17 protein-coding genes are annotated in these 25,813 nt (G+C 45.5%); 9 read left to right on the top strand and 8 right to left on the bottom strand.

The genetic code is table 11. The features are described 5' to 3' along the window. Positions 1-71: 71 nt before the first annotated feature. From NX845_RS13925 to NX845_RS13935, 3 genes are all read right to left on the bottom strand, one after another. Positions 72-1,316 (bottom strand): tetratricopeptide repeat protein, encoded by a 1,245-nt coding sequence (locus NX845_RS13925; protein WP_065682248.1) that lies wholly within the window; start codon positions 1,314-1,316, stop codon positions 72-74. Between the two features lie 322 nt (positions 1,317-1,638). Beyond that, the gene (locus NX845_RS13930) at positions 1,639-2,241 is read right to left on the bottom strand and encodes a response regulator transcription factor (RefSeq protein ID WP_017086569.1); all 603 of its coding nucleotides are present in this window, start codon (positions 2,239-2,241) and stop codon (positions 1,639-1,641) included. 11 nt (positions 2,242-2,252) lie between these two features. Beyond that, positions 2,253-4,124, bottom strand: coding sequence for a sensor histidine kinase (locus NX845_RS13935; RefSeq protein ID WP_260256925.1), 1,872 nt, complete (start codon positions 4,122-4,124; stop codon positions 2,253-2,255). 257 nt (positions 4,125-4,381) lie between these two features. Here NX845_RS13935 and dsrO point away from each other — a divergent pair, with 257 nt between their 5' ends. The 5 genes from dsrO (at position 4,382) to NX845_RS13960 (ending at position 11,710) form a co-directional block, all read left to right on the top strand. Next, entirely contained in the window at positions 4,382-5,218 is an 837-nt protein-coding gene (gene dsrO, locus NX845_RS13940) for a sulfate reduction electron transfer complex DsrMKJOP subunit DsrO (protein WP_102448289.1), read from the top strand. After that, positions 5,215-6,363: an NrfD/PsrC family molybdoenzyme membrane anchor subunit gene (nrfD, locus tag NX845_RS13945; RefSeq protein WP_260256926.1), complete on the top strand. Its 1,149-nt coding sequence runs from the start codon at positions 5,215-5,217 to the stop codon at positions 6,361-6,363. The genes dsrO and nrfD overlap by 4 nt, the downstream gene beginning before the upstream one ends. Before the next feature lie 14 nt (positions 6,364-6,377). Further along, positions 6,378-9,470, top strand: coding sequence for a tetrathionate reductase subunit A (locus NX845_RS13950; RefSeq protein ID WP_260256927.1), 3,093 nt, complete (start codon positions 6,378-6,380; stop codon positions 9,468-9,470). A gap of 527 nt (positions 9,471-9,997) precedes the next feature. Continuing rightward, on the top strand, positions 9,998-10,639 hold the full coding sequence (locus tag NX845_RS13955) for a c-type cytochrome (protein ID WP_017064226.1): 642 nt from the start codon (positions 9,998-10,000) through the stop codon (positions 10,637-10,639). 9 nt (positions 10,640-10,648) lie between these two features. Then, positions 10,649-11,710 (top strand): c-type cytochrome, encoded by a 1,062-nt coding sequence (locus NX845_RS13960; protein WP_260256928.1) that lies wholly within the window; start codon positions 10,649-10,651, stop codon positions 11,708-11,710. A gap of 142 nt (positions 11,711-11,852) precedes the next feature. Here the strand turns inward: NX845_RS13960 and NX845_RS13965 are convergent, their stop codons facing one another. Both NX845_RS13965 and NX845_RS13970 read right to left on the bottom strand, forming a co-directional pair. Next, positions 11,853-12,782: a LysR family transcriptional regulator gene (locus tag NX845_RS13965; RefSeq protein WP_017094655.1), complete on the bottom strand. Its 930-nt coding sequence runs from the start codon at positions 12,780-12,782 to the stop codon at positions 11,853-11,855. A 27-nt stretch (positions 12,783-12,809) separates the two neighbouring features. After that, positions 12,810-13,250 (bottom strand): Lrp/AsnC family transcriptional regulator, encoded by a 441-nt coding sequence (locus tag NX845_RS13970; protein WP_009845852.1) that lies wholly within the window; start codon positions 13,248-13,250, stop codon positions 12,810-12,812. A gap of 141 nt (positions 13,251-13,391) precedes the next feature. On the opposite strand from NX845_RS13970, the gene NX845_RS13975 reads away from it, so the two are divergent. Further along, positions 13,392-13,976 carry a LysE family translocator gene (locus NX845_RS13975; protein WP_029405907.1) on the top strand — a complete coding sequence of 195 codons (585 nt, stop codon included), beginning with the start codon at positions 13,392-13,394 and terminating at the stop codon, positions 13,974-13,976. 56 nt (positions 13,977-14,032) lie between these two features. Here NX845_RS13975 and NX845_RS13980 read toward each other — a convergent pair whose 3' ends face one another. Beyond that, positions 14,033-14,422, bottom strand: coding sequence for a DUF1294 domain-containing protein (locus tag NX845_RS13980; RefSeq protein ID WP_017090341.1), 390 nt, complete (start codon positions 14,420-14,422; stop codon positions 14,033-14,035). Positions 14,423-14,579: 157 nt separating this feature from the next. Between NX845_RS13980 and NX845_RS13985 the strand changes: the two genes are divergently transcribed. Both NX845_RS13985 and pulA read left to right on the top strand, forming a co-directional pair. Beyond that, positions 14,580-16,370: an alpha-amylase family protein gene (locus NX845_RS13985; RefSeq protein WP_260256929.1), complete on the top strand. Its 1,791-nt coding sequence runs from the start codon at positions 14,580-14,582 to the stop codon at positions 16,368-16,370. Positions 16,371-16,756: 386 nt separating this feature from the next. Further along, positions 16,757-20,410 carry a pullulanase-type alpha-1,6-glucosidase gene (pulA, locus tag NX845_RS13990; RefSeq protein WP_260256935.1) on the top strand — a complete coding sequence of 1,218 codons (3,654 nt, stop codon included), beginning with the start codon at positions 16,757-16,759 and terminating at the stop codon, positions 20,408-20,410. A 617-nt stretch (positions 20,411-21,027) separates the two neighbouring features. On the opposite strand, the gene NX845_RS13995 is transcribed toward pulA, so the two are convergent. Continuing rightward, positions 21,028-21,858, bottom strand: coding sequence for a MalM family protein (locus NX845_RS13995; protein ID WP_017086579.1), 831 nt, complete (start codon positions 21,856-21,858; stop codon positions 21,028-21,030). 165 nt (positions 21,859-22,023) lie between these two features. Further along, positions 22,024-23,214 (bottom strand): maltoporin LamB, encoded by a 1,191-nt coding sequence (gene lamB / locus NX845_RS14000; RefSeq protein WP_017086580.1) that lies wholly within the window; start codon positions 23,212-23,214, stop codon positions 22,024-22,026. A 434-nt stretch (positions 23,215-23,648) separates the two neighbouring features. Between lamB and glgX the strand changes: the two genes are divergently transcribed. Next, entirely contained in the window at positions 23,649-25,622 is a 1,974-nt protein-coding gene (gene glgX / locus NX845_RS14005) for a glycogen debranching protein GlgX (RefSeq protein WP_065682241.1), read from the top strand. Positions 25,623-25,813: the final 191 nt, after the last annotated feature.

The following is a 25,813-nucleotide window of genomic DNA, read 5'->3' on the forward strand; positions in this document are numbered from 1 at the left end:
TAGATTTATAGATTTATAGCTTCACAGCTTTAGTCATTCTTATCTAACTCGTCAAAGCTAACCAACACGTTTTAGTGGTTGCTTTTCCAGCTTGGATCCACTGCTGCCTGACTGAAGTCTAGAGAGTTAGGGCTTGCTTCTTTGTTATGCGTTGCTTGATCGCTGGATGACCCTTGATTCGCAGCACCGCTATCATGGTTTGGCGTCGCCTGCTGGCTGTAATCGACGTTAGCACCTTGCTCACTCGAAGCTTTGGTCTCTAAATGACTACCATCGACGTTTAACTCTTCACCTTCTTCATCGGACGCTTCTTTAACCTTCTTAGGGACAGGAACATTGCGTTTGTAGAGCTTGTTAAGCGCCTTAATGATTGAGTGCTTAGTGATTGCTTCTTGTGTCAGCTTAGTCATTATCGGTTTAGTTAGGGCCTGTAAGCCCACGACGGCATCCACACCAAGTTCCCCGCCGACTTTATCCCTCAAATGCTTGGCTTCTGAGTAACCAAAATGAGCCGATAAAAATAGCCAGATATAAGCAATGGCATTGCCGTGTTCACCATGGTCAATCCAAGCTTCACCTGCTCTAAACATCGCTTCTGCACTGTTCTTTTCTGCGGCCGTCTCAAACCAGTAAACAGCCTCGCCATGGTTAAGCTCAACACCCACACCGTTCAAATAACTCATACCAAGTTTGATCTTGCCGTCTAAGCTATTCTTTTCCGCGGCCTTTTGGTACCACTCGACAGAGCTTTCGGCAGAGTAGTCTGGGTTTTCTTTATCTAGACACCAGTCACCGATGAACAGCATCGCTTCAGTATTACCACCAGCCGCAGATTCTTCGATATAGGTGTAACCTTTAGGGATGTTTTTATCAGTTCCACGACCAAAGACAAGCGCTTTGCCCATCTCAAATTTCGCAGACACGTCATTGTCCAATGCGGATATCGCAAGCTGCCAAAAGTTGGCTTTCTCTCTTAAAATTAGGTCTTCTTTGCGCTTCATGCTTAGGCGCACAATGCCGTACATGCCATTGATATTATCGAGTTGCGCCGCTTTGTCGTACCAATACAGAGCTTCCTTAATATTGTTACGTTCAGCTTCTTTTGCCAAATACAGTATCGACGGTACATGCCCAGTTTCGGCTTTGAAGTGGCGCTCTTTTTGCTCTTGTATGCGCGCTTTTTCAATCGCTTTTCGATAAGCGACAGCACGAGCCTTACGTTCTTGCTCCAAGCGCTGCTTTCTTAACGATAAAGAGATCAGCCACACGGCGACAAGTATTAAAGAAAGAGCCGTCGCACCAATTGCGATTCCCATTGTACTCATAAAATATTTTAACCTAACTCGGCTGATACTAGCCCCGATATAGGGAAAGTGATCAACCCATAGTGAATGGTATGTTTCTAATTACAGGGAAAAGCGCCGTTATTAAAACGTTCCGCCCTAAAATGAACTCAGTTCAGTATCTCAGGAATACATAACGATAAAAAGTCTACTTAGACCTATCCTTATGCACTCCATAAATGGTGTGATCTTGCTTCAATAGAGTTCGATAATGAAGACTACCTTTGAGCAAAATAATCTTAAAAAACGACAACGAAATTGATGAATACCTATCAGCAATTTCGTGTCGCTGTAGTTAGTTCAGTTGACCGTATATGTAAGCCAACTCGGCAACTGTCTTCGCTGAGAATTTCTTCATTAAACTCGCTCGGTGTACTTCTACCGTTCTCATCGCGATACATAATTCATCAGCGATTTTCTGGTTACGTTTGCCATCGATAATCTGCTTAAGAATATCGATTTCTCGCTCAGTTAACGACGCATACGCTTGGCGATAAACATTCATGTGTAAATGCTTTTCAGAAGCGTCCAAACCTTGTTTGATTGCCTCAGCTAACTCACCGCCTTTAACTGGCTTTTGAAAGAAGTTCACCGCGCCGGCTTGTAAGGCTTCAACCGCCATTGGCACATCACCGTGACCCGTCAGGTAAATCACCGACAGTGGGCTCTGAGCTTTCACCATCAATTCATGAACTTGTTGCCCTCTCATTTCAGGCATTCGGCTGTCTAACACCACGCACCCCGGCGCACTCAAATCCACTGAGTCCAAAAAACTCGGGCCATCTTCAAAAGCTGACACAGTGAAATCATGCTCTTCTAATAGGAACACCAATGAGTCACGCATCGACTCATCGTCATCAACCACGTAGACAGGAAGCCTTTGATGAAGTTCAGGCATAGCAAGATTCCTTATGAGTCATTTGAAATAGAGGAAGGCAGTGTCACCGCGACATGACAACCATGAGGAGTCAGTGAAGTGATGCTCATTTTGCCACTGTGGTCTTCAATCACATCTTGGCAAATCGCAAGCCCTAACCCCAAGCCGTTTTCTTTGCTGCTCACAAAGGCTTGAGTGACTTGTTGCTCGGTAAAATCTAAACCGGTGCCGTTATCGATAACCGACAGCATCATTTTATCCGGTTGATACTCGGTAATCACTTTAATTGTCGATGGTTCGTTGTTTTTGTTACCAATATCAGACGTAGCGCTTTGTTCGCGATGCATCTGAGCATTACACGCATCAGTCGCATTGTTGATCAAATTTACAACCACCTGCTGCAGTCCGACAGGGTCAACATGTAGCTTGATAGGTGTACCCACAACATAACGTTCAATGGTTATCTTGTGTTTATGTAATCGAAATTGCAGTAGCTCGATGGTATCTGTAAGAAGCGCTTCTATATCAATTTGAGATTTATCTGATGAGCGCTTTTTGATCATGTTTCTTAAGCGTTGGATAATCGCATCAGCACGGTCCACTTGCGACTGGATCTTCTCAAATACAGGCTCTATGTCAGTCAGCGGTTTGTTCTTCGAAATCCGCAGTAAACCACCTTCGCTATAATTCCTAATGGCTGCCAGAGGCTGATTAATCTCGTGTGCCAAGCTACTTCCTAGTTCACCAACTACCGCGATACGTTGTGAGTGCTCTAGCTGTTCACTCTTACTTTTCAGCTTGTACAGCGTCGCTTCTAGTTGCTTTTTGCTGCGACTGAATTTGTATTCTAGCCAGAAGTGGTAAGCATTTAGAGACACGACAAGAATAAAGAACGCCCATGCCCACTGTTGATTGTACTTGAGCCAGATTAACGCTTCTTTCCACCAAGGTTGTTGCAATGGATGCATGTCGAGTTGTTGATATAGCTTGTCGATCGACAGCAAGCTTGTCGGTGAAGTCCAGCCCGATGCATTCGCTGCGATGGCGGGCGCACTGCTTTTTGGCATCGCAAATAACACCTGACTCATTTGTTTCGCCAGTGCCGAAGACGCTCGCTCTGTTTTGGCAAACGACCAGTTAGGGTACAACGGCGTAGACACCTGACATTGGAACCCTTCTGGTGCTTGATTCTCGATAACACGATATTGACCCGCCACCAGCAAACCTTCGCTGATCATGCTCTCGACCAAACACGCAGGCACCACCGCAGCTTCAATGTGTCCTTCACGCAGTTGATACAAGCTGGCATCAATAGGGAAACCTAAGAACTGAGTATTGGAGAAAAAGTGATTGGGGTTGAGCCCTTGCTGCATCACTTGGTAACGCATAGTGAGGTAACCACCAAAAGCGTTTTCAGAGACTGCCGCAATCGGCTTACCGCTAAGTTGTTCGAGAGAGATATAAGGCGACATTCTTCTCACCACCAAGGCGGAACCAATGCTGCGTGTATTACTGGTGCCTTGAGCTTCAAAGTTATGACTGGTCATGGTTGCCATCCAAGAAAGCGCATACTGGCGTCCTAATCGAACCGCCTGGCCGGGGTTGGTGATAACAAAATCAACAGTCACATCTTTTACCGCTTCGGCCATCTCTTCCAAGTTGAAAGGCTTGAGAACAAAGTATTTTCCGGGAATGCGCTCAGACAACCAATCCATTGTCGGCTGCCAACGCTGTTGAGCGGAAAGCTTACCTCGAGTCGCCAACACGCCAACCTCTATGATTTGCTCAGACTCAACAGTGCTTGTCGTTGCAATCTCTTGCTCCGATTGAGCGGCTAAACAGATTCCTGCGGTTAAGCTCAACCAACAAAGGCCAACGATTGATATTAGGTTTCTGACTGTCACTGAAATCTCTTTCTCCAAATGGACTGTTTATTCAATTTATTCTCGATTCATTTTATGTCAGCGGCGTGTTTCGCGCTTAGCTCATGCTTGAGCGCCCTAAATAAGCCTCTAAAACAAAGCATAACAGCTAGATTGGTAAAACCACATTTGTTCTAGATCAACTTTGATCTGGGTATGTGGAAATCCACAATACCCCGCGTACGCCCAAAATCTGACAATGAGCCCAACAGATAGAATACCCATTTATAGGTACCAACATGGACTCATTGAAAAGACGGTTTCTCAGCCAGTTCGGTAAGGTTTCCGCTGGTGCTGCGCTCATTCCCATTGCCGGAATCAACACCGCAGTCGCAAGCACAGCCATTCGCAATAACAACCAACCTGACCGCAAAGGCGAAATAGGTAAACGCTACGCCATGGCGATTGATTTACGTAAGTGCGTTGGCTGTCAGGCGTGCACTGTTGGCTGTAGCGTTGAAAACCAAGCACCAATTGGCCAGTTCAGAACCACCGTAAAACAGTATGAAGTCTCCCTTGATGATGGTTCGACGGCTCAACAAGACGTGAAATCTTTCATGTTACCTCGCCTCTGTAATCACTGTGACAACGCTCCCTGCATCAAGGTTTGTCCAGTTCAAGCGACCTTCCAACGCGAAGACGGCATTGTCATGGTCGACAATGAACGCTGCGTAGCCTGTGCTTACTGTGTTCAAGCTTGTCCTTACGATGCTCGTTTCATTAATAACGACACCCTTACCGCAGACAAATGTACCTTCTGTGCACACCGCCTTGAAGACGGCTTACTGCCCGCTTGTGTAGAAACTTGTGTTGGTGGCGCGCGTGTCATTGGTGACCTCAAAGATCCAAACAGTGAGATAAACCGCCTACTCAATGAAAATCGAGACGACATCAAGGTGCTTAAGCCAGAGCAGAATACCAACCCCCATGTTTTCTATATCGGCATGAACGAGCGATTCGTTAGCCACATTGAAGGCCAACCTGCGATTTATGATCCAGCCGCCATCGATAACTCATCCTCTAGCAAACAAGAATTGGCAATCGCGACACAAGGCAAACAAGGAGAGACAGCATGAATATCACTGAGGTGTTAGTCCCCGCTCAAGAGATCGCTTGGCTACCGTGGGCGGTTCAATATTTCTTCTACATAGGTTCGGCTTACGCGGCCGCTATTCTGTTTTTGATTGCACTGATATTTAAGAACTCAACCAGCCACCAATTTCGTTCTGCCCTTGTGCTTGTGATGGCAATCGGTGCGATTGTTGGGCCATTAGCGCTTACTGGTGACTTGCATCAACCCGGACGTGCGTGGCATTTCTATGCTCACATCACACCTTGGTCATGGATGTCATTGGGCTCTCTGTTTCTACCTTTGTTCTCTGGTCTGGCTGTCGCAACCGCATGGGTTTACCTGCGTGATGACATCGCACAACTGAAAGAGAGTGAAAACCCACTTCTAAAACGTTTGGCTTGGCTGACGCTAGGTCAATGGCAAATATCATCAAAGCTGATGATTGCGCTCGCTGCTGTGACGGCTATTTCGGGCCTAAGCATCGCGCTTTACACAGGCGCAGAGATTGCGATTTTGGCGAGCCGACCGCTTTGGCATCAACCGGCTTCTCCGCTGCTTTGGTTCACGACCGCATTCTTTGCTGCAACGGGTTTAACGCTGTTGATTTGGGCTCTGCTGCCTTCAAGCAAACCAAACTTAAAACCAACAGACCTAGCTCTGATACAAAGAACCATTACCTTAACGGGTGGCCTTGCCATCATTCTCACGTCGATTTGGGCATCTAACCATGGTCACTTCAGCCTGTATGAGAACGACGCTTGGGGCATAAATTTAGGCATCATGACCACCAGCATTTTGCTGTGCATGATCTTGGTTCTACCACTGCAACGCCTATCGCAAAGTAAGCTAGGAATTATCTGTGTTGCGCTTGCGACCATAGTTTCTGCATGGGCGGTACGTTGGGTCACCATGATGGAAGTTCAAACCATTCCACGTTTCGATGTTGGCCCATTCCCTTATGAACTGCCGATGGGTAGCGCAGGATTACTCGGCATTGTTGGTATGTGTGGTCTTTGGTTAGCACTTGCGTTGTTCGCCTCTGAGATCGTGTCTACTGGTTCTACACGAACAACTGGTTCTGCACCAAAGACAACATCGAAGCCAAACCAAAATACACCTTCACCACTTAACCGCTCACATAGCTTGTAGTCTGAGGAATCATCATGGATAACAAACGTCGTCAATTTTTGAAAACAGGCCTTGCTGCCGGTGGTGTTGGAGCTTTTGCTGCAGGTTATGCGACAACCACAAAGCATATGGTTCACGGTGCTATGGATGGCACCGCAGGTAAGAAAACCAATCACATCCATCACGGTAACTCACTCGAGACGGAATACAGTGTGGATGAGCAAGGTAAGATCTCACCGAATCCGAACCAACGCGTGGCACCATCAATGTGTTTTGGGTGCTGGACACTGTGTGGCTTGCGTGTACGTATCGATAATCGCAATGATGAGATTTTACGCATCTCGGGCAACCCGTATCACCCACTATCAAGCGACCAACAAATCCCGTTCAAAACACCGGTAAAAGATGCCTACATTGGCTTGTCTGGTGAATCCGGTATCAATAACCGCTCGACAGCCTGCGCACGCGGTAACGGAATGTTAGAGATTCAAAACAGCCCATACCGAATCACTCAACCGCTCAAACGTGTCGGTAAACGTGGTGAAGGCAAGTGGGAACCGATCAGCTACGAACAACTTATCTCTGAGATCACCGAGGGTGGTGATTTGTTCGGTGAAGGCGAAGTTGAAGGTTTACGTTCGATTCGCGACATCGAAACACCACTTGATCCGAACAATCCTGAATACGGACCAAAAGCCAACCAACTGCTTGTGACTAATGCCGGTAATGAAGGCCGTGACGACATCTTGAAGCGCTTTGCATTTAACAGCTACGGCACTCGTAACTTTGGTCACCATGGATCTTACTGTGGCTACGCGTTCCGCGCAGGTTCAGGCGCGATCATGAACGATCTAGACAAGTTCTCGCACTTAAAGCCCGACTTCAACAACGCAGAGTTCATTCTTTTCATCGGTATGTCTCCAGCTCAAGCGGGTAACCCGTTTAAGCGCCAAGCAAGACAGCTGGCTGAAGCTCGTACCAACGGAAAACTGAGCTACACCATAGTGACTCCGAGCCTTCCTGCAGGATCTTCAAGCCTTGCTGCGGGCGATCGAAACAACTGGCTACCGATCAAACCGGGCACCGATTCAGCATTAGTTCTGGGTATGATCCAGTGGATCATCGAAAACCAGCGCTACAATCACGACTTCTTGTCTCGCCCAAGTGCGCAAGCGATGAAGAAAGCAGGCACCACACACTGGTGTAATGCATCTCACCTTGTGATCAGTGACGAATCGCACCCACAAAATGGGCGTATGCTTCGCGCATCGGATATGGGTTTGCTAGAAACAGGCGAACCGATGTCTGACGATGACGGATTTATCGCACTAGATGTGACAACGTCACTATTGGCATCACATATTCAGGTGAATGAAGCGGCTCTGTTCGTCGATCAAGACGTAGAAATCAATGGTCAGACTGTTCGTGTTAAGTCTTCTCTGCAAAGATTGAAAGAAGAAGCCTTCAAATATGATCTTGCTTACTACAGTGAGCAGTGTGAAATCCCACAAGACCAGATTATTGCGTTGGCAAAACGCTTCACCAGCTACGGGACGAAAGCAGTCGTGGATACTCACGGTGGCAACATGCACACCAACGGCTTCTACAACTCGTTCTCTATCCTAATGCTGAACGCGCTGATCGGTAACATCAATGCAAAAGGCGGGGCGATGGCGAAAGCAGGTGGCTACCCAACTTCGGTTGCAGGCCCACGTTACGACTTTACCAAGTTCAAGGGTAAGACTAAGCCGCAAGGTGTGTTCTTGTCTCGCAGCAAATTCCCGTATCACAAGACCAGCGAATACAAACGTCGCGTTGCCGCAGGCGAGTCACCCTACCCAACACGTGCTCCGTGGTACCCAATCTCTGCGCCGCTTTTAACCGAGCATTTATCAGCTGCGATTGATGGCTACCCTTACCGCGCAAAAGCGTGGATCAACCACATGGCGAACCCACTTTATGGCGTTCCGGGTTTAGATAACTTACTAGGCGATAAGCTGAAGGATCCAAGGCAGCTTGGTTTGATCGTGTCTATCGATGCCTTCATCAATGAAACGACCGCCTTATCGGATTACCTAGTGCCAGACACAGTGACCTACGAAAGCTGGGGCATGGCAACCCCGTGGCATGGCGTCGCGACCAAAGCGATCACCGCTCGTTGGCCGATTGTTGAGCCTAAAACCTCACGCACTCAAGACGGACGTGCCATCAACCTAGAGAACTTCTTTATTGATCTAGCAAAAACACTGGGATTAGGTGGCTTCGGAGACAACGTAATCAAAGACCATCAAGGCAACTGGCACGGTATTCATAGCGCTGAAGATTTCTACCTGCGCTCGGCTGCTAACTTGGCGTTCGTAAAAGGTGGTGTGCCGAATGTAGACGCCGAAGATATCGTTTGGTCTGGTCTAGAGCGCCTTATACCTGTAATGAACAAAACGCTTAAGCCAGAAGAGATGCTCAAAGTAGCGTATATCTTTGCTCGTGGCGGTCGTTTTGAAGACGCCACCAATGCCTACACCAATGAAACCATGAAGTACAAATGGACCAAACCACTGGCTATTTGGAATGAAAAGCTCGGTACCTCTCGCAACACCATCAGTGGTGAGCAGTACATGGGTTGCCCGACATGGTATCCACAAAAACTTGCAGACGGCACACCTTTGGCAGAGCAGTTCCCGACCAAAGAGTGGCCATTTACTCTGACCAACTTTAAGTCCAACATTCACAGTGCGGTGTCTAACTTGTCACCACGCTTGGAATCCATCAAGGGGGTAAATCCGGTTTACATCCACCCGCAAGATGCTTCTTCTGCCGGTATCAAAACCGGTGACGTGTTTGCTATTGAAACGCCGAGCTCAACCACACATGCGTTGGCGATGGTGATTGATGGCATCAAACCGGGAACATTAGGCTTTGAACACGGCTTTGGTCATAAAGAGCTCGGTGAGCGTGCCCACTGGATCGGTGACACACAACAACCAGTAAAAATGAAGTCGAACGATGGCGTTAACATCAATGATATTGGCTTGATTGATCCGACGAGAGAAGGCAAAGGCGTGATGTTGGATTGGGTTGTGGGCGCAGCAGCCAGACAAGCGCTTCCGGCTAAGATCTACAAGGTCTAGCTTAAACTCAGTAAGCTATAACTTAGGCACAGAGTCAAAACACTTCCTTATCTGATCTGCAGATGAGAACACAACAGGGCAACTTCGTCATTCGAGATTGCTCTGCTTTTTCGTCCCCTTGATCTAAAAAAACACCCTATTTGGATAAAACATCCAATCTACATAAAGTACCCAATCTAGATAAAGCATCCGCTCTAGATAGAGTAATCAGCCCAAAGCCATTAGGTAATCTTCATTTCACCACAACTTTTTTAGCCCGCATCCATAAAGCAGCTATGCTTATACAATCGGTGCCATAAAAGAGCCTTAACAAGCAGTTATACCGAGGCGAACATGGCAGTTCCCTTGCATTTCATAAACGGCAGTTGGATCAACCTATAGAAGTTCACATCAATACCATTATGGTGATTGAGGTTATTAATGTGAGACTCACCTCAAGTTCCAAGTGAATTAATGTGGAAATCCACAATAGCGCGAACAACCAATTATGTCGAAAATGCGTGCATTACAACCAATAGCGACGCCTCATGACTAAGCTGACAATTAAAACTCAAACTCTAACGCTTTGCATCGCTGCTCTAGGAAGCCTTTCTTTATCCGCTTTTGCACAAGCAGCACCCAATCCAATGCCAGAAGCCGCAGAAACTTGTAGTGGCTGCCATCAAGCCGACGGTAAAGGCATGCCCAACATTGCCCCTATGCTTGCAGGGCTCAATGCTGACTATCTAGAACATCAACTGGTTCTGTTCTCAAGTGGTGAACGTCAAAGCGCGATCATGAAGGGAATGGCTGACGGTGTATCTGATCCCGCTGTTCGTCGTGAGGTCGCAGAATACTTTGCATCACTGCCTTCATACGAATTTACCGATTTAGAGCAGCGCGGCTCACAGGCTGATATCGATAACCCCTATCGTAAACTTGTATTCCAAGGCGATTGGGATAGAAACATTCCAGCCTGTGCAACCTGTCATGGGCCAAGCGGTATGGGCGTAGACAAATTCCCGCGCCTAGCAAGCCAGCATGCCGACTACATTCAAACTCAGCTCAACGCTTGGAAAAATGGCACTCGTAAGGGTGATGATTTGAACATGATGGGCAACATCGCCGGTAAGTTGACCGACGATGAGATCAAAAACCTGTCTTACTACTTCGCCTCTTTCCGATACTAAAGGGCTCGCATGAAAACATTACTTTTAATTACCGCAACCCTTGCCTCTGGAATCGCTTATGCCGAAGCTGAGTTGCCCGATCGCCAAACCGAACTGCCAGCCGTTGAGAAGCCTCAAGATAACAAATATCTGGTGCCACGAGACTTGGTTGATATCCCTGCTGGGGAATTTGGCGACAAAGTAAAATTGGGTTATTCGCTGTTTGTCGATTCACAACAGATGCGTGGTACGTTCGTAGGCAATGAACAAAACTGTGTAAACTGTCACATGAAAGCGGGCATGAAGCCTAACGCAGCACCTCTTTGGGGTGCGTACATGGCCTACCCTGCGTATCGTTCCAAGAACGACAAGGTAAACAGCTACGCAGAACGTATCCAAGGTTGCTTCACCTACTCAATGAATGGCCTGCCACCGGCTGAGGGTTCAAAAGAAATGGTCGCACTCACGGCTTATTCATACTGGCTGGCGATGGGTGGAATCTTAGACAAGAACGGCATGCAAGACACACCCGTTCCTGAGATCAGCGATGCTGACTTACAAGTCGGTGGTAAAGCGGAAAGCTTCCCTCTCCCTGAAGAGCTGTTAAGCAAATACCCAATCGATGACCGCAGTAAACTGGCCGGCCGTGGCTACCCTAAGATTGCAAACCCTGAGCAAGAGCCATCGATAGCGCGTGGCGAAAAGGTTTACCAAACCAGCTGCCAAACCTGCCATGGTCAAAATGGTGAAGGCATTAAAGGGGCGGATGGTCGCTCATACCTACCACCTCTTTGGGGCGAGAACTCGTTCAACTGGGGCGCTGGTATGCACCGTGTAAATACGGCGGCGTACTTCATCTACGAAAACATGCCGCTTGGGAAGAGCGAACAGCTTTCAATTCAAGATGCTTGGGATGTGGCTGCATTTGTGAATAGTCATGAACGCCCACAAGATCCTCGATACAAGGGTGATGTTGCCGGCAATGCTAAGCGTTACCACAACCACCAAGGCTACTATGGCAAAGAAGTTGATGGTCATGTGTTGGGTACAAAAGCGTACCCAAGTGGTAAAGAAGTGATTCATGAGCATTGATAGGCATTAGTGCACAAGAGCCGTTCACGTCAGCTATAGCTAAGCTTTACATTGTAAATCAGCTATAGCCCGAGGAATAAAAAGGAGCCAGATCGTTCGACGTTCTGGCTCCTTTTTTATGTTTGAACGATTAGAGATCCAGCTAACCTTGCTGCATCTTCTCCCAAATGGTTGGAGAGCCGATATAGTCTTGAACCGTCATAATGAACTCTTTGACCAGTTTGGTCTGTTTACGGTGTGGATACACAGCGTAGATTGCGGTATCAATCGTCGAGATCGGATAATCCGGAAGCAAAGTAACCAAGCCAAGCTCTTTCATTGAGGCATACAGGTTTGATTGATCAAGGAAGCCATAACCTAGACCATCTTTCACGCAAGACACCATGGTGCGAACATCACTCACCTTATAGTTACCGCGAATCGTTAGGCTTTGGAAAGTGTTGCCATGCGGCTCTTCACTGATACGTAGATGATCAACCGTCATATCACCATTGGTATAAATCACAGCAGGTAGCGCGAGCAGATCTTGTGGTGTCTTCGGCTCACCGTGCTCTTTCAAAAAGTCGTTCGATGCAACGAGCATGAAGTTACTGTCGGCAATTTTCTTCGCAATCAAATTCGATTCAACGAGCTTGCTAAAGCGAAACGCGATATCAAACTGTCCTGCAATGATGTTGGCGATCTTATCGTCTAGTGAAAGTACGATCTGAACATCCGGGTACTTTCTCATGAACTGAGTGATGATAGGTTGCAGATATTGCTGCCCAAAATAGATCGGTGAGGTAATTCGCAGAACGCCTTTAGGCTCTGACTGGTATGAATCTGCAATGCCTTGGATCTGATTGATGGTGTCTTTCAGCACATAGGTTTGTGCGAGAATATCTTCCCCGGCCGACGTCAACGAAAACGAGCGTGTAGAGCGGTTCAGCAGCTGAACACCTAAATCTTGCTCAAGCTTTTTGATCTGTTTAGAGAGCGATGAGTTGTCCATGTCATGCAAAGTTGCCGCTTTGGTAAACGACCCTTGTTGAACCACATCTAAGAACAATAACAACTGATTGGTATTTGGCACTGCGCCTCTCCTGAAATAAAAACTCGACTAGCGTTCATCTTTGGGGGTGTCCATCACAACCATAGTCGTAATAGATTGCACCTGAGCACATTCCCCAAGCACATCGGCATGAAACTTCTTATAGCCCGGTAGATCTTTGGTTTCTACCCTTAGCAAGTACTCGTTAGCACCGGTAATGTTGTGGCACTCCACTACCTCTTTTTCCATACTGACGTGTTGTTCAAACTCCAGCTGAGCCGCTTTGCTGTGGCTTGATAAACCAATCGAAACATAAGCAATAAAACCGACCCCCATCAGCCCATTATCCAGAACCGCACGGTAACCTTGAATTATTCCTTTACGCTCAAGATCCTGAACTCGCCTTAAGGTCGCAGAAGCCGACAAGCCAATCCGTTCTGAAAGCTCAATGTTGGAGATTCTGCCGTCCAATTTAAGCTCTTGCAATATCCTTTCGTCAAATCTATCCATAAGTACTTATTATTGTGCAATTAGTGATAATAGAGGAAATAAAAGCACATAATTGCCTCACTTTCCACCTACTATGTTTCTCAACACGTGAAAGTCATGACCGGTCAGTCACTTCGTTCATTTTATTGCTGGAGAACCATAATGCCTTTAGAACAACTTAGCGCACTTGCCTTGTTTGCGTTCGTCTCGACCTTCACGCCAGGTCCAAATAACATCATGCTCATGACATCAGGAGCAAATGTTGGCTTTGCCCGTACTATTCCGCACATGCTCGGCATTGCTCTAGGGTTCGCAGCCATGTTGCTGTTAGTTGGCTTCGGTTTAATGGGAATTTTCAACGCGTACCCAGTTACTCACCAAATACTGAAATACCTAAGCCTTGCTTACCTCGTGTACCTTGCAATCAAGATAGCATTGAGCGGCAAAGCCAAAAGCAGCGAGGCTTATAAGCCAATGACCTTCATCGGCGCAGCAAGTTTTCAATGGATAAACCCTAAAGGTTGGTCAATGGCGCTGACTGCATTCTCAGTGTATAGCAGCGGCAGTTCATGGTGGGAGCTTGCGATCATCGCAGGTATCTTCACGCTAGCGAACTTACCGTCAGTCACATTCTGGACAGCGGCAGGTAAACAACTGCAGCATTGGTTAACAACACCCGTTCGCATCAAAAGCTTCAACTATGGTATGGCCGGCTTGCTGCTCGCGTCGACAATTCCGATGCTCTAATCAAATAACGTCCTATATTGTGATGGTTAGTGCACGACTACTAGCCATCATTCTCGTTAAAGATATCCAATAATCTCGCTAAGCCAACGACCAAAAATTGCATGCCCGCTTGGGGTTAACGTCCACGCAAACGCCGCTACATTAATTACCACTGTCAGCCAATAGATAGATCTGAACGGCTGCTTCTGCGTTTTATGACGCAGCTTCTCTTGAGCTATCAACGCCCCTAACCAGCCACCAGCAACAGAAAAAGTATGCAGGGTTTTCTCTGGCACACGCCAATTGCCATTGATCGCTGCTCGCTTGTCCTTCGCATACACAAAAAACGTCACCACACCGATAACCAAATACCACACCAACAGCGCTTTAGAACTTTCCGCAAACAACACAGATACCGCTACCAGAACAAGATAAGTGATAACGATTTGAATAGATGAAGACAACATCAACTCCTTTTGGGCAACAGCTCACATACTGTGGCAATTACGCCCGGTAGATTTTGATAAGGATGAGTAAGGCATATTGTAATTCGGTTAGCCTGCAAAGAATAAACAAGCCCATTCATCCCTACATAACATGATGGAAGTTAAAGGAATTATAAATATGTACAACCAAAAGTACGCCATCTACCAAGTTTTTACGCGTTTATTTGGTAATAAGAACACCCAACATGTTCCATGGGGCACAATCGAGCAAAATGGCGTCGGTAAGTTCAGTGATTTTACCGATAAAGCGCTGTCTGAAATCCGCAAACTCGGTATGACTCATATTTGGTATACCGGAGTGCCACATCACGCCATCATCAATGATTACAAGCACATCGGGATTTCAGACGATCACCCAAGCGTGGTAAAAGGCCGAGCAGGTTCCCCTTATGCAATTAAAGATTACTACTCCGTCAATCCGGACCTCGCCAATAATCCTGACCATCGGTTAGAAGAGTTTGAGGCATTGATAAAAAGAAGCCACGACAACGGTTTAAAAGTGATCATCGATATCGTACCGAATCACGTTGCGCGTCATTATCAAGGCTTACACAACCCACAAGGCGTCAGTGACTTCGGCGCTCAAGATGACACAACGCTGGAATACCACAGAGACAATAACTTCTACTACATTCCCAGCAGCACCTTTGAATTGCCAGACATAGAGCCCGCCTTTACGCCGCTAGGTGGTGAACAGCACCCTAACCTAAACTCCCCTTTTATAGAGACGCCCGCCAAATGGACAGGTAATGGCTCACGCTTGGTTAAGCCTGGTTTTGACGACTGGTATGAAACCGTGAAGATCAATTACGGTGTGCGCCCTGACGGTTCAAAAGATTTCCCAGAGCTACCGAGTGACTATGCTCAACGAAATTACATGGATCATTTCCGTTTCTGGGAATCTGTTGATGTGCCTAACTCTTGGGTTAAATTCCGGGACATCGCCTTATTTTGGTTAGGAAAAGGTGTTGATGGGTTTCGCTACGATATGGCTGAGATGGTGCCCGTCGAATTTTGGAGCTACCTTAATTCATCTATAAAGATGAAAAACCAAGATGCCTTTTTAATGGCAGAGGTGTACCAACGCCATTTGTACCGCGACTATATTCACCTAGGGAAAATGGACTACCTGTACGATAAGGTTGATCTTTATGACGGTCTAAAAGACATCATGCAAGGCAAGGCTTCAACGGCTATCATCCCCGAAATCCAACATCAGATGATGGATATTGAACATCACATGCTGCACTTCTTGGATAATCACGATGAGCAACGCATCGCTTCTCCAGAGTTTGTTGGCAATCCACATATCGCAAAGCCTGCGATGCTCGTCAGCACGTTATTGAGCAGTTCTCCAACCATGATCTATTTTGGGCAAGAAGTAGGAGAACCCGGTGCAGAGAATGCAGGGTTTGGACAGCCCTCACGAACCTCCATATTTGACTACATTGGCGTCCCACAACACCAAAAGTGGATGAATAATGGTGCGTTCGATGGTGAGTTACTAGACGATAACGAAAAGCAACTACGTCACTTCTATCAAAAAGTAATGAATTTTTCGCTTGAGCACTCTTCAATGACTGGTGAATATCGAGACTTACACCAGAGCAATAACTTGAGTGATTCCGTTTACGTATTTCTGCGATATGACGACCAAGAGGTGACAATAGTTGCTGCGAATTTCAGCCAACATGTCACAGAGAATATTCACTTAACCGTTCCAAATGATCTTATACAAACGCTCACAATCGCTGATGACAGTTACTTGTTAGATGAACATATTGAAGGTATTCAACAACAGGTATTAAACGTTGAGGAAAGTATTGGCAGTTTTAGTCTTGAACTAAAGCCACTGGCTTCGTTGGTTTGGGTGTTTTCCTTATCTGAACAGGATATTTATCATTATTAACTCCCAAACAATCTGAGTTTTAATTAATTGACAAATAACTTAATTTCCACATTAAATTAACTTCACCTCAATTCGATACATTCCTCACATTAATAAGGATGAGCTCTCATCCTTATTATCTACTCCTAGCTTCTACGCCTTGGGTTATTAATATCGAACATATGAGCTATTGATCCAATTAATTTCACTTAAACCAAATACAAAGCGTGATACTGACACTAGGTTTCCTATTTTTACGTATTAAAAATAACTTTACATATAGCCATCACAAATAGTTGGCCATCATTCGGACTAGGATATTCATCTTCATAAAAAATGAAATATGGATATCAAACGTGAAAAACATAAATATTAATAAGAACATCACCCTACAACGCACCTTCAACATTACTAAAAAGAGAAGCTTCAAACGATCAACGCTAGCCAAAGCGATTCTGCCTCTCTTCACTGCCACCCTTATCGCAGGCTGTGGTAGCGATAACGACAGCGACACGGATGCTGGCAACAGTGGCTTATACAAAGCAGGCGAAAACGAAGTCGTTGTGTATTACAAACGTGATGTTGCAGCTGCAAGCGCTTCTGGCTCGACTTACGACGGCTGGGGGCTTCACCTATGGAATGGCGAAGGTTGCACTAGTACAGATCTAATCGGTATGGGACTAAGCGAAAGCGGTACCAACTGGGAAGCACCTTATGAGCCTGACGGTATCAGTGATACCTACGGTGCTTACTACGTATTGAAAGTCAATCCTGATGCTTCTGACCCACACAAATGCATGAATTTCATCTTACATAATGGCGACGAAAAAGGGTTTGGTAGTGCAAATTCGAAAATCAATCTAATCACGCTTGGCGATTCACAAGGCGTGTTTGGTTTTCATGGCAGCAGTGAGTTGTACTACGACCCAATTTCAGAACGCCCAGTCAATATCGATGGTCAAAAAGCGCATTGGTTGAACGCAGATACTATCGCTTGGGAAGCAGCTGGTAATGCCGATTCTGTGAAATTGTTCTACGCACTAGATAACAGCATCACCATGAACGACAAAGAGATCTTGGGAGGCACTGCCGTTGATCTAGCCAAAGATGGCGAGCTATCCTCTGAATTGAAAGAGCGTTTCCGTCATCTAGCTAGCCTACCTGCTTTATCGATCGATGTTGACGACAACACGCTACGCACCATTTTTAAATCTCAGATAATTCTTGTTGCCTACAATGCCAATGGCGACGTTACCTCTTCAACAGAGGTTCAAAAACCAGGTGTACTTGATGCTGTCTTTGCTGACGAAGACACTGGTAATGCGATGAGTGAAGCATTAGGCGCTATTGTTGAAGGCAGTACGGCTACGTTTAAGCTTTGGGCACCAACAGCACAAGATGTAGAACTGGTCCTATACAGCGAAGATCTGCAAAATTCACAAGTGTTCCCAATGACAGAAAGCACTGAGACGGGGATTTGGGCGACTGACGCGGTACCTAACGCTGTCAACAGTTACTATCGCTACCAAGTGAAGGTTTACCATCCAACCACAGGTAACATTGAGACTCGCCTAGTAACCGACCCTTACTCACTCAGTTTGTCGAAAAACTCTGCATACTCTCAAGTTATCGACCTTAATGATTCAGCATTAATGCCTGAAGGTTGGGCTGGATATGAACGCCCAACGGTAGAAAAAGACGAAGACCACGTACTTTACGAATCCCACCTTCGTGACTTCAGCTTCAGCGATAAGCTCGGCACAAAGAGCCTAAACGGCAAGTACCTCGCTCTCACAGAAGCAGATCGTGAGTCGGTCAAACACCTACAAGCTCTGCAAGATGCAGGTTTAACGACGCTGCATATCTTACCAGCATTTGATATCGCTACCGTTGATGAAGATGAAGCGAGCCGTGTCGATATTACTGACACCGTTGGTAAGCTATGTGATGTAAAACCTACCGCTGCGTTGTGTGGAAGCGAAGACGAAAACAAAGTCATCGAAGATGTACTCGATAATTATGATCCTTCAACAGGCGACGCCCAAGCCCTAATGAACGACCTGCGCATGCTTGATAGCTTCAACTGGGGCTACGACCCATTTCATTACACGGTTCCAGAGGGAAGTTACGCGACCGATCCTAATGGTTCTAAGCGTATTCTAGAGTTCCGTCAAATGGTGAAAGCAACGCACGACATGGATCTTAAGCTGATCATGGACGTGGTATACAACCACACCAATGCGTCTGGCGTGAACGATAAGTCTGTCCTAGATAAAATTGTCCCTGGGTACTACCACCGTCTTAACGTAAACACAGGTGGCGTCGAAAACTCAACCTGTTGTGACAACACCGCGACCGAAAACCTGATGATGGGTAAATTGATGGTCGACTCTCTTAAGGTATGGGCTGACGACTATAAAGTAGATGGTTTCCGTTTTGACTTAATGGGCCACCAACCAAAAGACGTAATGGTCGAAGCATTGGAAGAAGTGCGCAAAATCGACCCGAACACTCTGTTCTACGGTGAAGGTTGGGACTTTGGCGAAGTAGCAAACAACGCACGCTTCGACCAAGCTAACCAAATCAATATGGCAGGCACAGAAATCGGCACCTTCTCAGACCGTTTACGTGATGCAGTACGCGGCGGTAGCCCATTTGATGGCGGCGTCGATTCAGAAGGCAACCACTCACTTCGATTCAATCAAGGCTTTGGTAACGCCGCGATTGCCAATGAAGAAACCAAAGATGATCAAGACTCAGTAAACGGCCGTTTGCACAACCAAGATCTTGTCCGCTTAGGCATGGCAGGTAACCTAGCAGAATACGTATTGTTGGATTACAACGGTGATACCAAACTGGGTAAAAACGTTGACTACAACGGTGCGCCCGCGGGCTACACCAAGATGCCTTCAGAGAACATCTCTTACGTTTCTAAACACGATAACCAAACGCTTTGGGATAACAACGCTTATAAGATCGCCACTGGGACTAGCTCTGCAGAGCGCGCTCGTATGCAGTCTGTATCGCTATCTACCGTGATGTTAGGCCAAGGCATACCATTCATCCACATGGGTTCTGAACTACTACGATCTAAGTCGATGCAGCGCGACTCTTACGACTCTGGCGACTGGTACAACCGCGTAATGTTCGATGGTACGGGCAACAACTGGAATGTTGGCCTACCACGTGAAGATAAAGATGGTGCTAACTGGGATCTGATCAAAACTATCATTGCTGACAGTACGGCTAAACCAGACGCAGACGATATTGAGCTGACTAAACAGCAATTCCTCGAGTTATTAAAAATCCGTAGCTCAAGTGAACTGTTCCGCTTAGACACTGCAGAAGAAGTCATGAAGCGTGTCGACTTCCGTAATGTAGGTGAAGATCAAGTCGAAGGCCTGATTGTGATGTCTATCGATGATGGTATCTCAACAGGTAAAGACCTTGACCCGGCCAACGATGCAATTGTTGCTGTAGTGAACTCAACGGATAAATCTCAAGCGTTCAAAATCACAGGAGCAACTGGTTTTACACTTCACGATGTTCAACAAAACTCGGCTGACGACACGGTGAAAGGCGCAACCTTTGCTACTGAAACCTTCACAGTACCTGCATTAACCACAGCTGTATTTGTACAAGCTCAAGGCGATGCACAAGGTGTCGGTCTGCCAGTCGATAACTCAGATAAAGATGTATCTAGCATTCCTCCATACGGCCAAACGACCGTTTATGTTCGTGGTGATATGAATGATTGGGGCGCAACTGATGATTGGGCGATGAGCTTTGTTGCTAATGGTGTTTACTCTTTGACAGTGCAGGTGCCTATGCCTAAAGAAGGTAAGGATGGACACGGCTTTAAGTTTGCGGATGCTGACTGGGTATCTCCTAACTTTGGTTGTGATTCTGTTGAACTTGCAGATGGCTCTATCAACCTTGGTACTGATGGTAACTGCCAACTGAGCATAACTGAAGCTGGCAGCTACACATTCACTCTGAATGCGATTCATGAGTTAGATGACAATGTGGAGAAAGCCGTAGTTTCAGTAACCAAGAATTAAGCCTTAAACCTTAAACCTTAAACCTTATGATTCTAATAAACAGATAATAAAACCAGCGTAAGCTAGCCTTTGGGAGACGTCAGTCTCCCTTTTTTTGTGCTCACGAATCACCAACTAGGCCACTAAACAGAACTTCACCTTATCTTAGCCCTCATCGCATATACCAATTGTAAAAGGATGGACAAGCCATTTAACTGTTAGCTCCGAGCACAGTATGGAGAACCCGATCTAGAACTGCACGTCTAACCTGGGTACTTACTTTATTCGAAATTAGGGTGAGTAACTTGAGCTACAATTAGTAAAATTCACAATCATGAATCAAATAGAAAACAACACGACAGCGCTCTATATCGATAACTCTTAGAAATTAATAGCTAGTGAGTGCTTTATTTTGCACTTTAATTCGTAATGTTAAATCGTAATAATTAAGAAGGAATATACACTCATCAAGCAATGTCTTACTCGAAGTATTGTTTATTCGGACTAATTCATACTCAAATAATGTCCAGTTCCAACTATTAGCCTATAGAAACCTTGCCGTACCATTTGTAGAAGATAATAAAAAAGGACCCAATGAGGGTCCCTTTTGTTAAATATAATCAGTATTTACAATACGATTATTTTTTATTGACGGCTTTTACAAATACTTCTTGTGCGCCTTCAATACCGAGTGCTTTTGCTTCATCTAATAAGCTCAGAGCTTTCGGAATATTATCTTCACTTACTGCCGCTTGAATTGCATTATGGTAGTAAGTTTGTGTCTCTGGTTGAATCGTATCAAGCTTAACTGCCGCCGCTGGTTTGGCATTAAATTTACTTTTTGATGAACCAATTGAGAAGAAGCTCGCTTTATCAATTGTAACTTCTATCTTACCTACATTAGCATTTGGAACTGGAATATCTTCCATTTCAGGCAAATAATTACCACGAGCTTCTGCATCTAAACGAGCAGGGTGAATCACATCAGTAAAGCCATCTAGATCTTGCTGTTCAGTATAGATAACTAAATAAACCGATTCAGACGTCGTTGGCGGGTAAAAATCCTTCTCAGCAACCAAACGGTTCCCCAGGTGCAATCTTGGTTTCGCGTATTTGAAACTACCTTTACCATACCGCTCTAACTCACGACCGTTTTTGTCGTAAATTACCGCATTAGGAACGAACGCCGTCTCATCGATCATGCTTGTGATCTTAATAGAATACTCACCGCGATTTGCAGGAAGCTCAATCGCGACGACTGGGCTATTTATACCTTGGTAGTTTAATATTTGGCTATTTGGTGTTACATCAAAAATTGCCGAGCTTGGCAGCTTCATTGAAGCAAATTGAAGACCAGCAATGGAGTTAACTTGTTCAGCCTGTGCAATTTGCACTTGCTCGATTACTTGCGCAGATTGACAACCGGCCAACGCAACACAGCCACTCAACATCAGAGCTTTAAAATACATAACCCTTCCTTTTTGTTATTTTTTTAAGAAATTTATTAACTTTAATTACCACAAAGAGAACTATTCACCTAGGGAACGATCAACTTAATTGTACATTCCTTAAAAAAATAGCCGACGCAAGCCGGCTATGAATTAGGACAGTTTAGAATTTGTTACGCTAGGTGTTTACCACCAAGCTTCAGCTTGAATACCAACGACGAAGTCAGAGTCGCCTTTGTCACCAAATGTTGTTCCTTCATCATCAGTGATGTAAGAACCGTAAACACGGATTTCAGGACGAGCCCAGAAGCTATCACCCATAGCCCATGCTTGAGCTACTGTAAACTTACTGCCGCCTTGCTTAACTTTAGTTGCTCCAGGTACATCGACTTCACCCGCAGAAATACCACCTTCGAACACAGTTCTCATTGTGTCATCCCACTTATACATAGGACGTACAACAGCTGTGTACAAATCAGAGTCACCTTCACCAGAAACTAGATCCATACCGTGGTGGTAAGATAGCTGATGACCAAGCTCCCAATCTTCACCAAGGTTAATTACACCCCAGTTGATAACACGGAAAGCACTAGCATCGTTGTAAGTACTCGTACCACGATCATACCAAGCGCCAGAACCAAATTCTGCAACTTGTTTACCGTAACCACTAGTACCATATTGAAGAATCGTCTGGTTAAAACCATTGCTTAAACCTTGGTGCAATATACCAGTTACCATTAGACCATCATCAGCATCCTGAGTTTTATCATCTTTCTCAGTAGCAAAATTGTATGCTAATGCAACTTCCAGTGAAGTATCTTGAGCTAGTTTTATATTTGCTAAACGGACATCTGCAATATAACCTGTGCTATCTGCAGTCTCACCATCTTGAAGAACAGCCACAGATAGTTTCTGATCGCCTAATGAAATGTTTTCAATACCACCACCAGTACCTGATGTATTCAAAAAGTAGAAATCGGTAATATGAATATCTTTACGTTGGTAATATGTTTTACCGGCCCATAGTGTCGCATCACGGTCAAACGCTAATACACCCTTTGCTTTTACTGCAAACTGTGCCACGTTGAAATCTCCGTCTTCCCAGCCAGCTGCGCCATCATTGCCTTGAGCAATCATAGACTCAACACGCCAAGTTTGCTCACCTGATTCAAGCTCTTCAGAAAGGCCAAACTCATAGTAATTGTCGTTTTCGTTACCTAGACGACCAATACCATTCTTCATAAACGATACATCACCTTCGCCATTACCACTAATACCAATACCAGCACGCATGTAACCATTAAAATCTACAGCGAACGCAGAGCCAGCAGCTAATGTAGTTGCCACTGCAGCAGCAATCAAACTTACTTTTTTCATTCTTAACTCCATTAAGGACGATTTATTTTAGGTTTTTATATTTTTGCTCTCTTGCGACAACCAAAGGCAGTAATGGCGGACGTAAGATAGAGAGGTTTAGGGTTGCCCCTGATTCGTTTCAACGGAGTCAATATTAAGAGGGGATGACAAGTTTGACTTCCTCCGCCCCTAAGTTAATTAAGGGGGACTAGAGGGGAGTAGAAAACATACAGAACGGTGTTTTAAAGAGGTAGATCACTTAATCTAGGAGGAGTAGACAGCACACAGATCTAATTATTCGATATAAGTGCGATCTAGTTCAAATATATAATTTGAACTTCATCGGTAAATTATTTTTTTAACAATAATTATTCTGTGAAGTTGCTTGACCTTATTGTGACAAAGCTTTTTACTTATAGTTCACTGATGTCGATAAACGAACAAGAAATCAAGCAATGACTAGAACGCTCGATCGCCCTTATCCACTAGGCGCAACGCTAGGTAACACTGGCTGCAACTTCTCAATTTATTCTCCTGACTGTAAATCCCTTTCCCTCGCTCTCTTTGACGAGAACGATGAGTTCACCACTTATAAATTGGAAAATGAATACGCTGATATTCGATATGTGTTCATCGACGGAATAAAAGCAGGACAAAAATACGGCTTCATTGCTGAAACTGAAAATGGTCCAATCTTACTTTCAGATCCTTACGCTAAAGCAATCAACGAACCGCTCGATTACGCCACGCCATATACCAATGAAAAAAGCTTTTCGATGGCGAAATGTGTTGTTATTGATGACACTTTCGACTGGCAAGATGTAGACAAGCCGCGTATTAGCCGAGAAGAGACCGTTCTTTTTGAAACGCATGTAAAAGGCCTATCTAAGCTTCACCCTGAAGTCGCGACCCATACTAAAGGCCGTTACTTAGGGTTAGTTAGCCCTGAAATACTCGCGTTCTACAAACAGCAAAATATCAACTCTCTACAACTTTTACCTATTGCTGCATGCATGCATGAGCCTCACCTACTAGATATGGGGAAAGTGAACTATTGGGGTTACAACCCATACTTATTCATGGTGCCTGACCCACGCTACGCCGAAAAGGACGCCGTGAATGAGCTCAAAACTGCGATTCGCGAACTGCACCGTAATGGCATCGAGGTCATTCTAGATGTCGTGTACAACCACACAGCAGAAGGCGGTGAAGGTGGAACTACCTTCAACCTAAAAGCACTGGATAGTCGCTACTACATTAAACATGGTTGTCATTACGCGAACTTTACTGGTTGCGGTAATACAGTCGACCTAACCCACCAGCCAGCACTCAACTTAGTGATGGATACGCTTCGCTATTGGGTTAATGAATTTAAAGTTGATGGCTTCCGCTTTGATTTAGCAGCAACGCTAGGCCGTGAAGGCGATAATTACAATCCTGAGGCCGCTTTCTTCAAAGCCGTTGCTCAAGATCCGGTACTTAAAGAAACCAAGCTAATTGCAGAACCTTGGGACATCGGCCCGAATGGCTACCAAGTCGGTAATTTTCCGTTAGGTTGGAATGAGTGTAATGACAAGCTCAGGGACATTACACGCAGCTTCTGGCGCGGTGATCAAGGCTATCTGAAAGAGTTTGCAACTCGCTTGATGGGATCGCGCGACATATATAGTGCAGCGCACTGGCCGTACAAATTAACCGTCAACTACATCACTTATCACGATGGCTTCACCATGCAGGACCTTGTTTCTTACAAGCATAAGCACAACGAAGAGAATGGTGAGAACAACCGCGATGGACACGGCGACAATCGCTCTGAAAACTATGGCGTTGAAGGCGAAACCGAAAACCTCCTGGTCGTCGCAACACGTGAAAAACAGAAGCGTAACTTCATGGCAAGCCTGCTGTTCGCCTTTGGTATTCCGCATATTCTGACGGCTGATGTGTTATCTCATACTCAAAAGGGTAACAACAATGCTTACTGCCAAGACGGCGTAACCAGCTGGCTGAACTGGGAAGATTCAGAGCGTAAGACTTACTTCAAGACTTGGCTGTCTGAGATGATCTCCGCACGTCAGCAATACATGGTGCCTTTTATTAAGGCATTCAGTGGCGAAAAGCGTAACTCTAACCGCATCTTCTGGAGCCGTGTCGATGGCACTCTCATGGAACATGATGATTGGAACCGTTTAAGCTCGGTTGCGTTGCATTTAGGTATTGGTAAAGATGGTGACGAGTTGATTTATCTGATCAACCAAACCAACGCACCGGCGCGTTTTTCCTTACCTAGTGACCGTGAGCAAAACTGGGTGACTATCTGCGATACTAACCTACGAAATGTAAAACCAGGTCATGCTGAAGGTGAAATGCTGCTATCTCCAGCTTCAATGGCGATTCTGCACTATTCGCCAGACAAGACTGATTTAAGTTAAGTTGAGTTAAGTTAAGTTAAGTTAAGTTAAAAGCTAAGCTAGCTTAATAGATCACCAGAAACCATAAGAGCCAGTTATGTTTATGAACTGACCCCCAATAGTTGGACACCAATTATTGGGGGTCTTTTTATGTCCAAATATAGCCGAGAGCTAAAATGTATCATTGCTAAGCAATACTTAGATGGCACGTC

Source organism: Vibrio sp. NC2 (assembly GCF_025195005.1).
In the GTDB taxonomy this organism is placed as follows: Bacteria; Pseudomonadota; Gammaproteobacteria; order Enterobacterales; family Vibrionaceae; genus Vibrio; species Vibrio splendidus.

Coding starts and splice junctions, on each gene's coding strand:
- NX845_RS13985 (WP_260256929.1), top strand. CDS start 14,580: ATGTACAACCAAAAGTACGCCATCTACCAAGTTTTTACGCGTTTATTT.
- NX845_RS13930 (WP_017086569.1), bottom strand. CDS start 2,241: ATGCCTGAACTTCATCAAAGGCTTCCTGTCTACGTGGTTGATGACGAT.
- dsrO (WP_102448289.1), top strand. CDS start 4,382: ATGGACTCATTGAAAAGACGGTTTCTCAGCCAGTTCGGTAAGGTTTCC.
- nrfD (WP_260256926.1), top strand. CDS start 5,215: ATGAATATCACTGAGGTGTTAGTCCCCGCTCAAGAGATCGCTTGGCTA.
- NX845_RS13995 (WP_017086579.1), bottom strand. CDS start 21,858: ATGTATTTTAAAGCTCTGATGTTGAGTGGCTGTGTTGCGTTGGCCGGT.
- NX845_RS13950 (WP_260256927.1), top strand. CDS start 6,378: ATGGATAACAAACGTCGTCAATTTTTGAAAACAGGCCTTGCTGCCGGT.
- NX845_RS13925 (WP_065682248.1), bottom strand. CDS start 1,316: ATGGGAATCGCAATTGGTGCGACGGCTCTTTCTTTAATACTTGTCGCC.
- NX845_RS13975 (WP_029405907.1), top strand. CDS start 13,392: ATGCCTTTAGAACAACTTAGCGCACTTGCCTTGTTTGCGTTCGTCTCG.
- lamB (WP_017086580.1), bottom strand. CDS start 23,214: ATGAAAAAAGTAAGTTTGATTGCTGCTGCAGTGGCAACTACATTAGCT.
- NX845_RS13980 (WP_017090341.1), bottom strand. CDS start 14,422: ATGTTGTCTTCATCTATTCAAATCGTTATCACTTATCTTGTTCTGGTA.
- NX845_RS13955 (WP_017064226.1), top strand. CDS start 9,998: ATGACTAAGCTGACAATTAAAACTCAAACTCTAACGCTTTGCATCGCT.
- NX845_RS13960 (WP_260256928.1), top strand. CDS start 10,649: ATGAAAACATTACTTTTAATTACCGCAACCCTTGCCTCTGGAATCGCT.
- NX845_RS13970 (WP_009845852.1), bottom strand. CDS start 13,250: ATGGATAGATTTGACGAAAGGATATTGCAAGAGCTTAAATTGGACGGC.
- glgX (WP_065682241.1), top strand. CDS start 23,649: ATGACTAGAACGCTCGATCGCCCTTATCCACTAGGCGCAACGCTAGGT.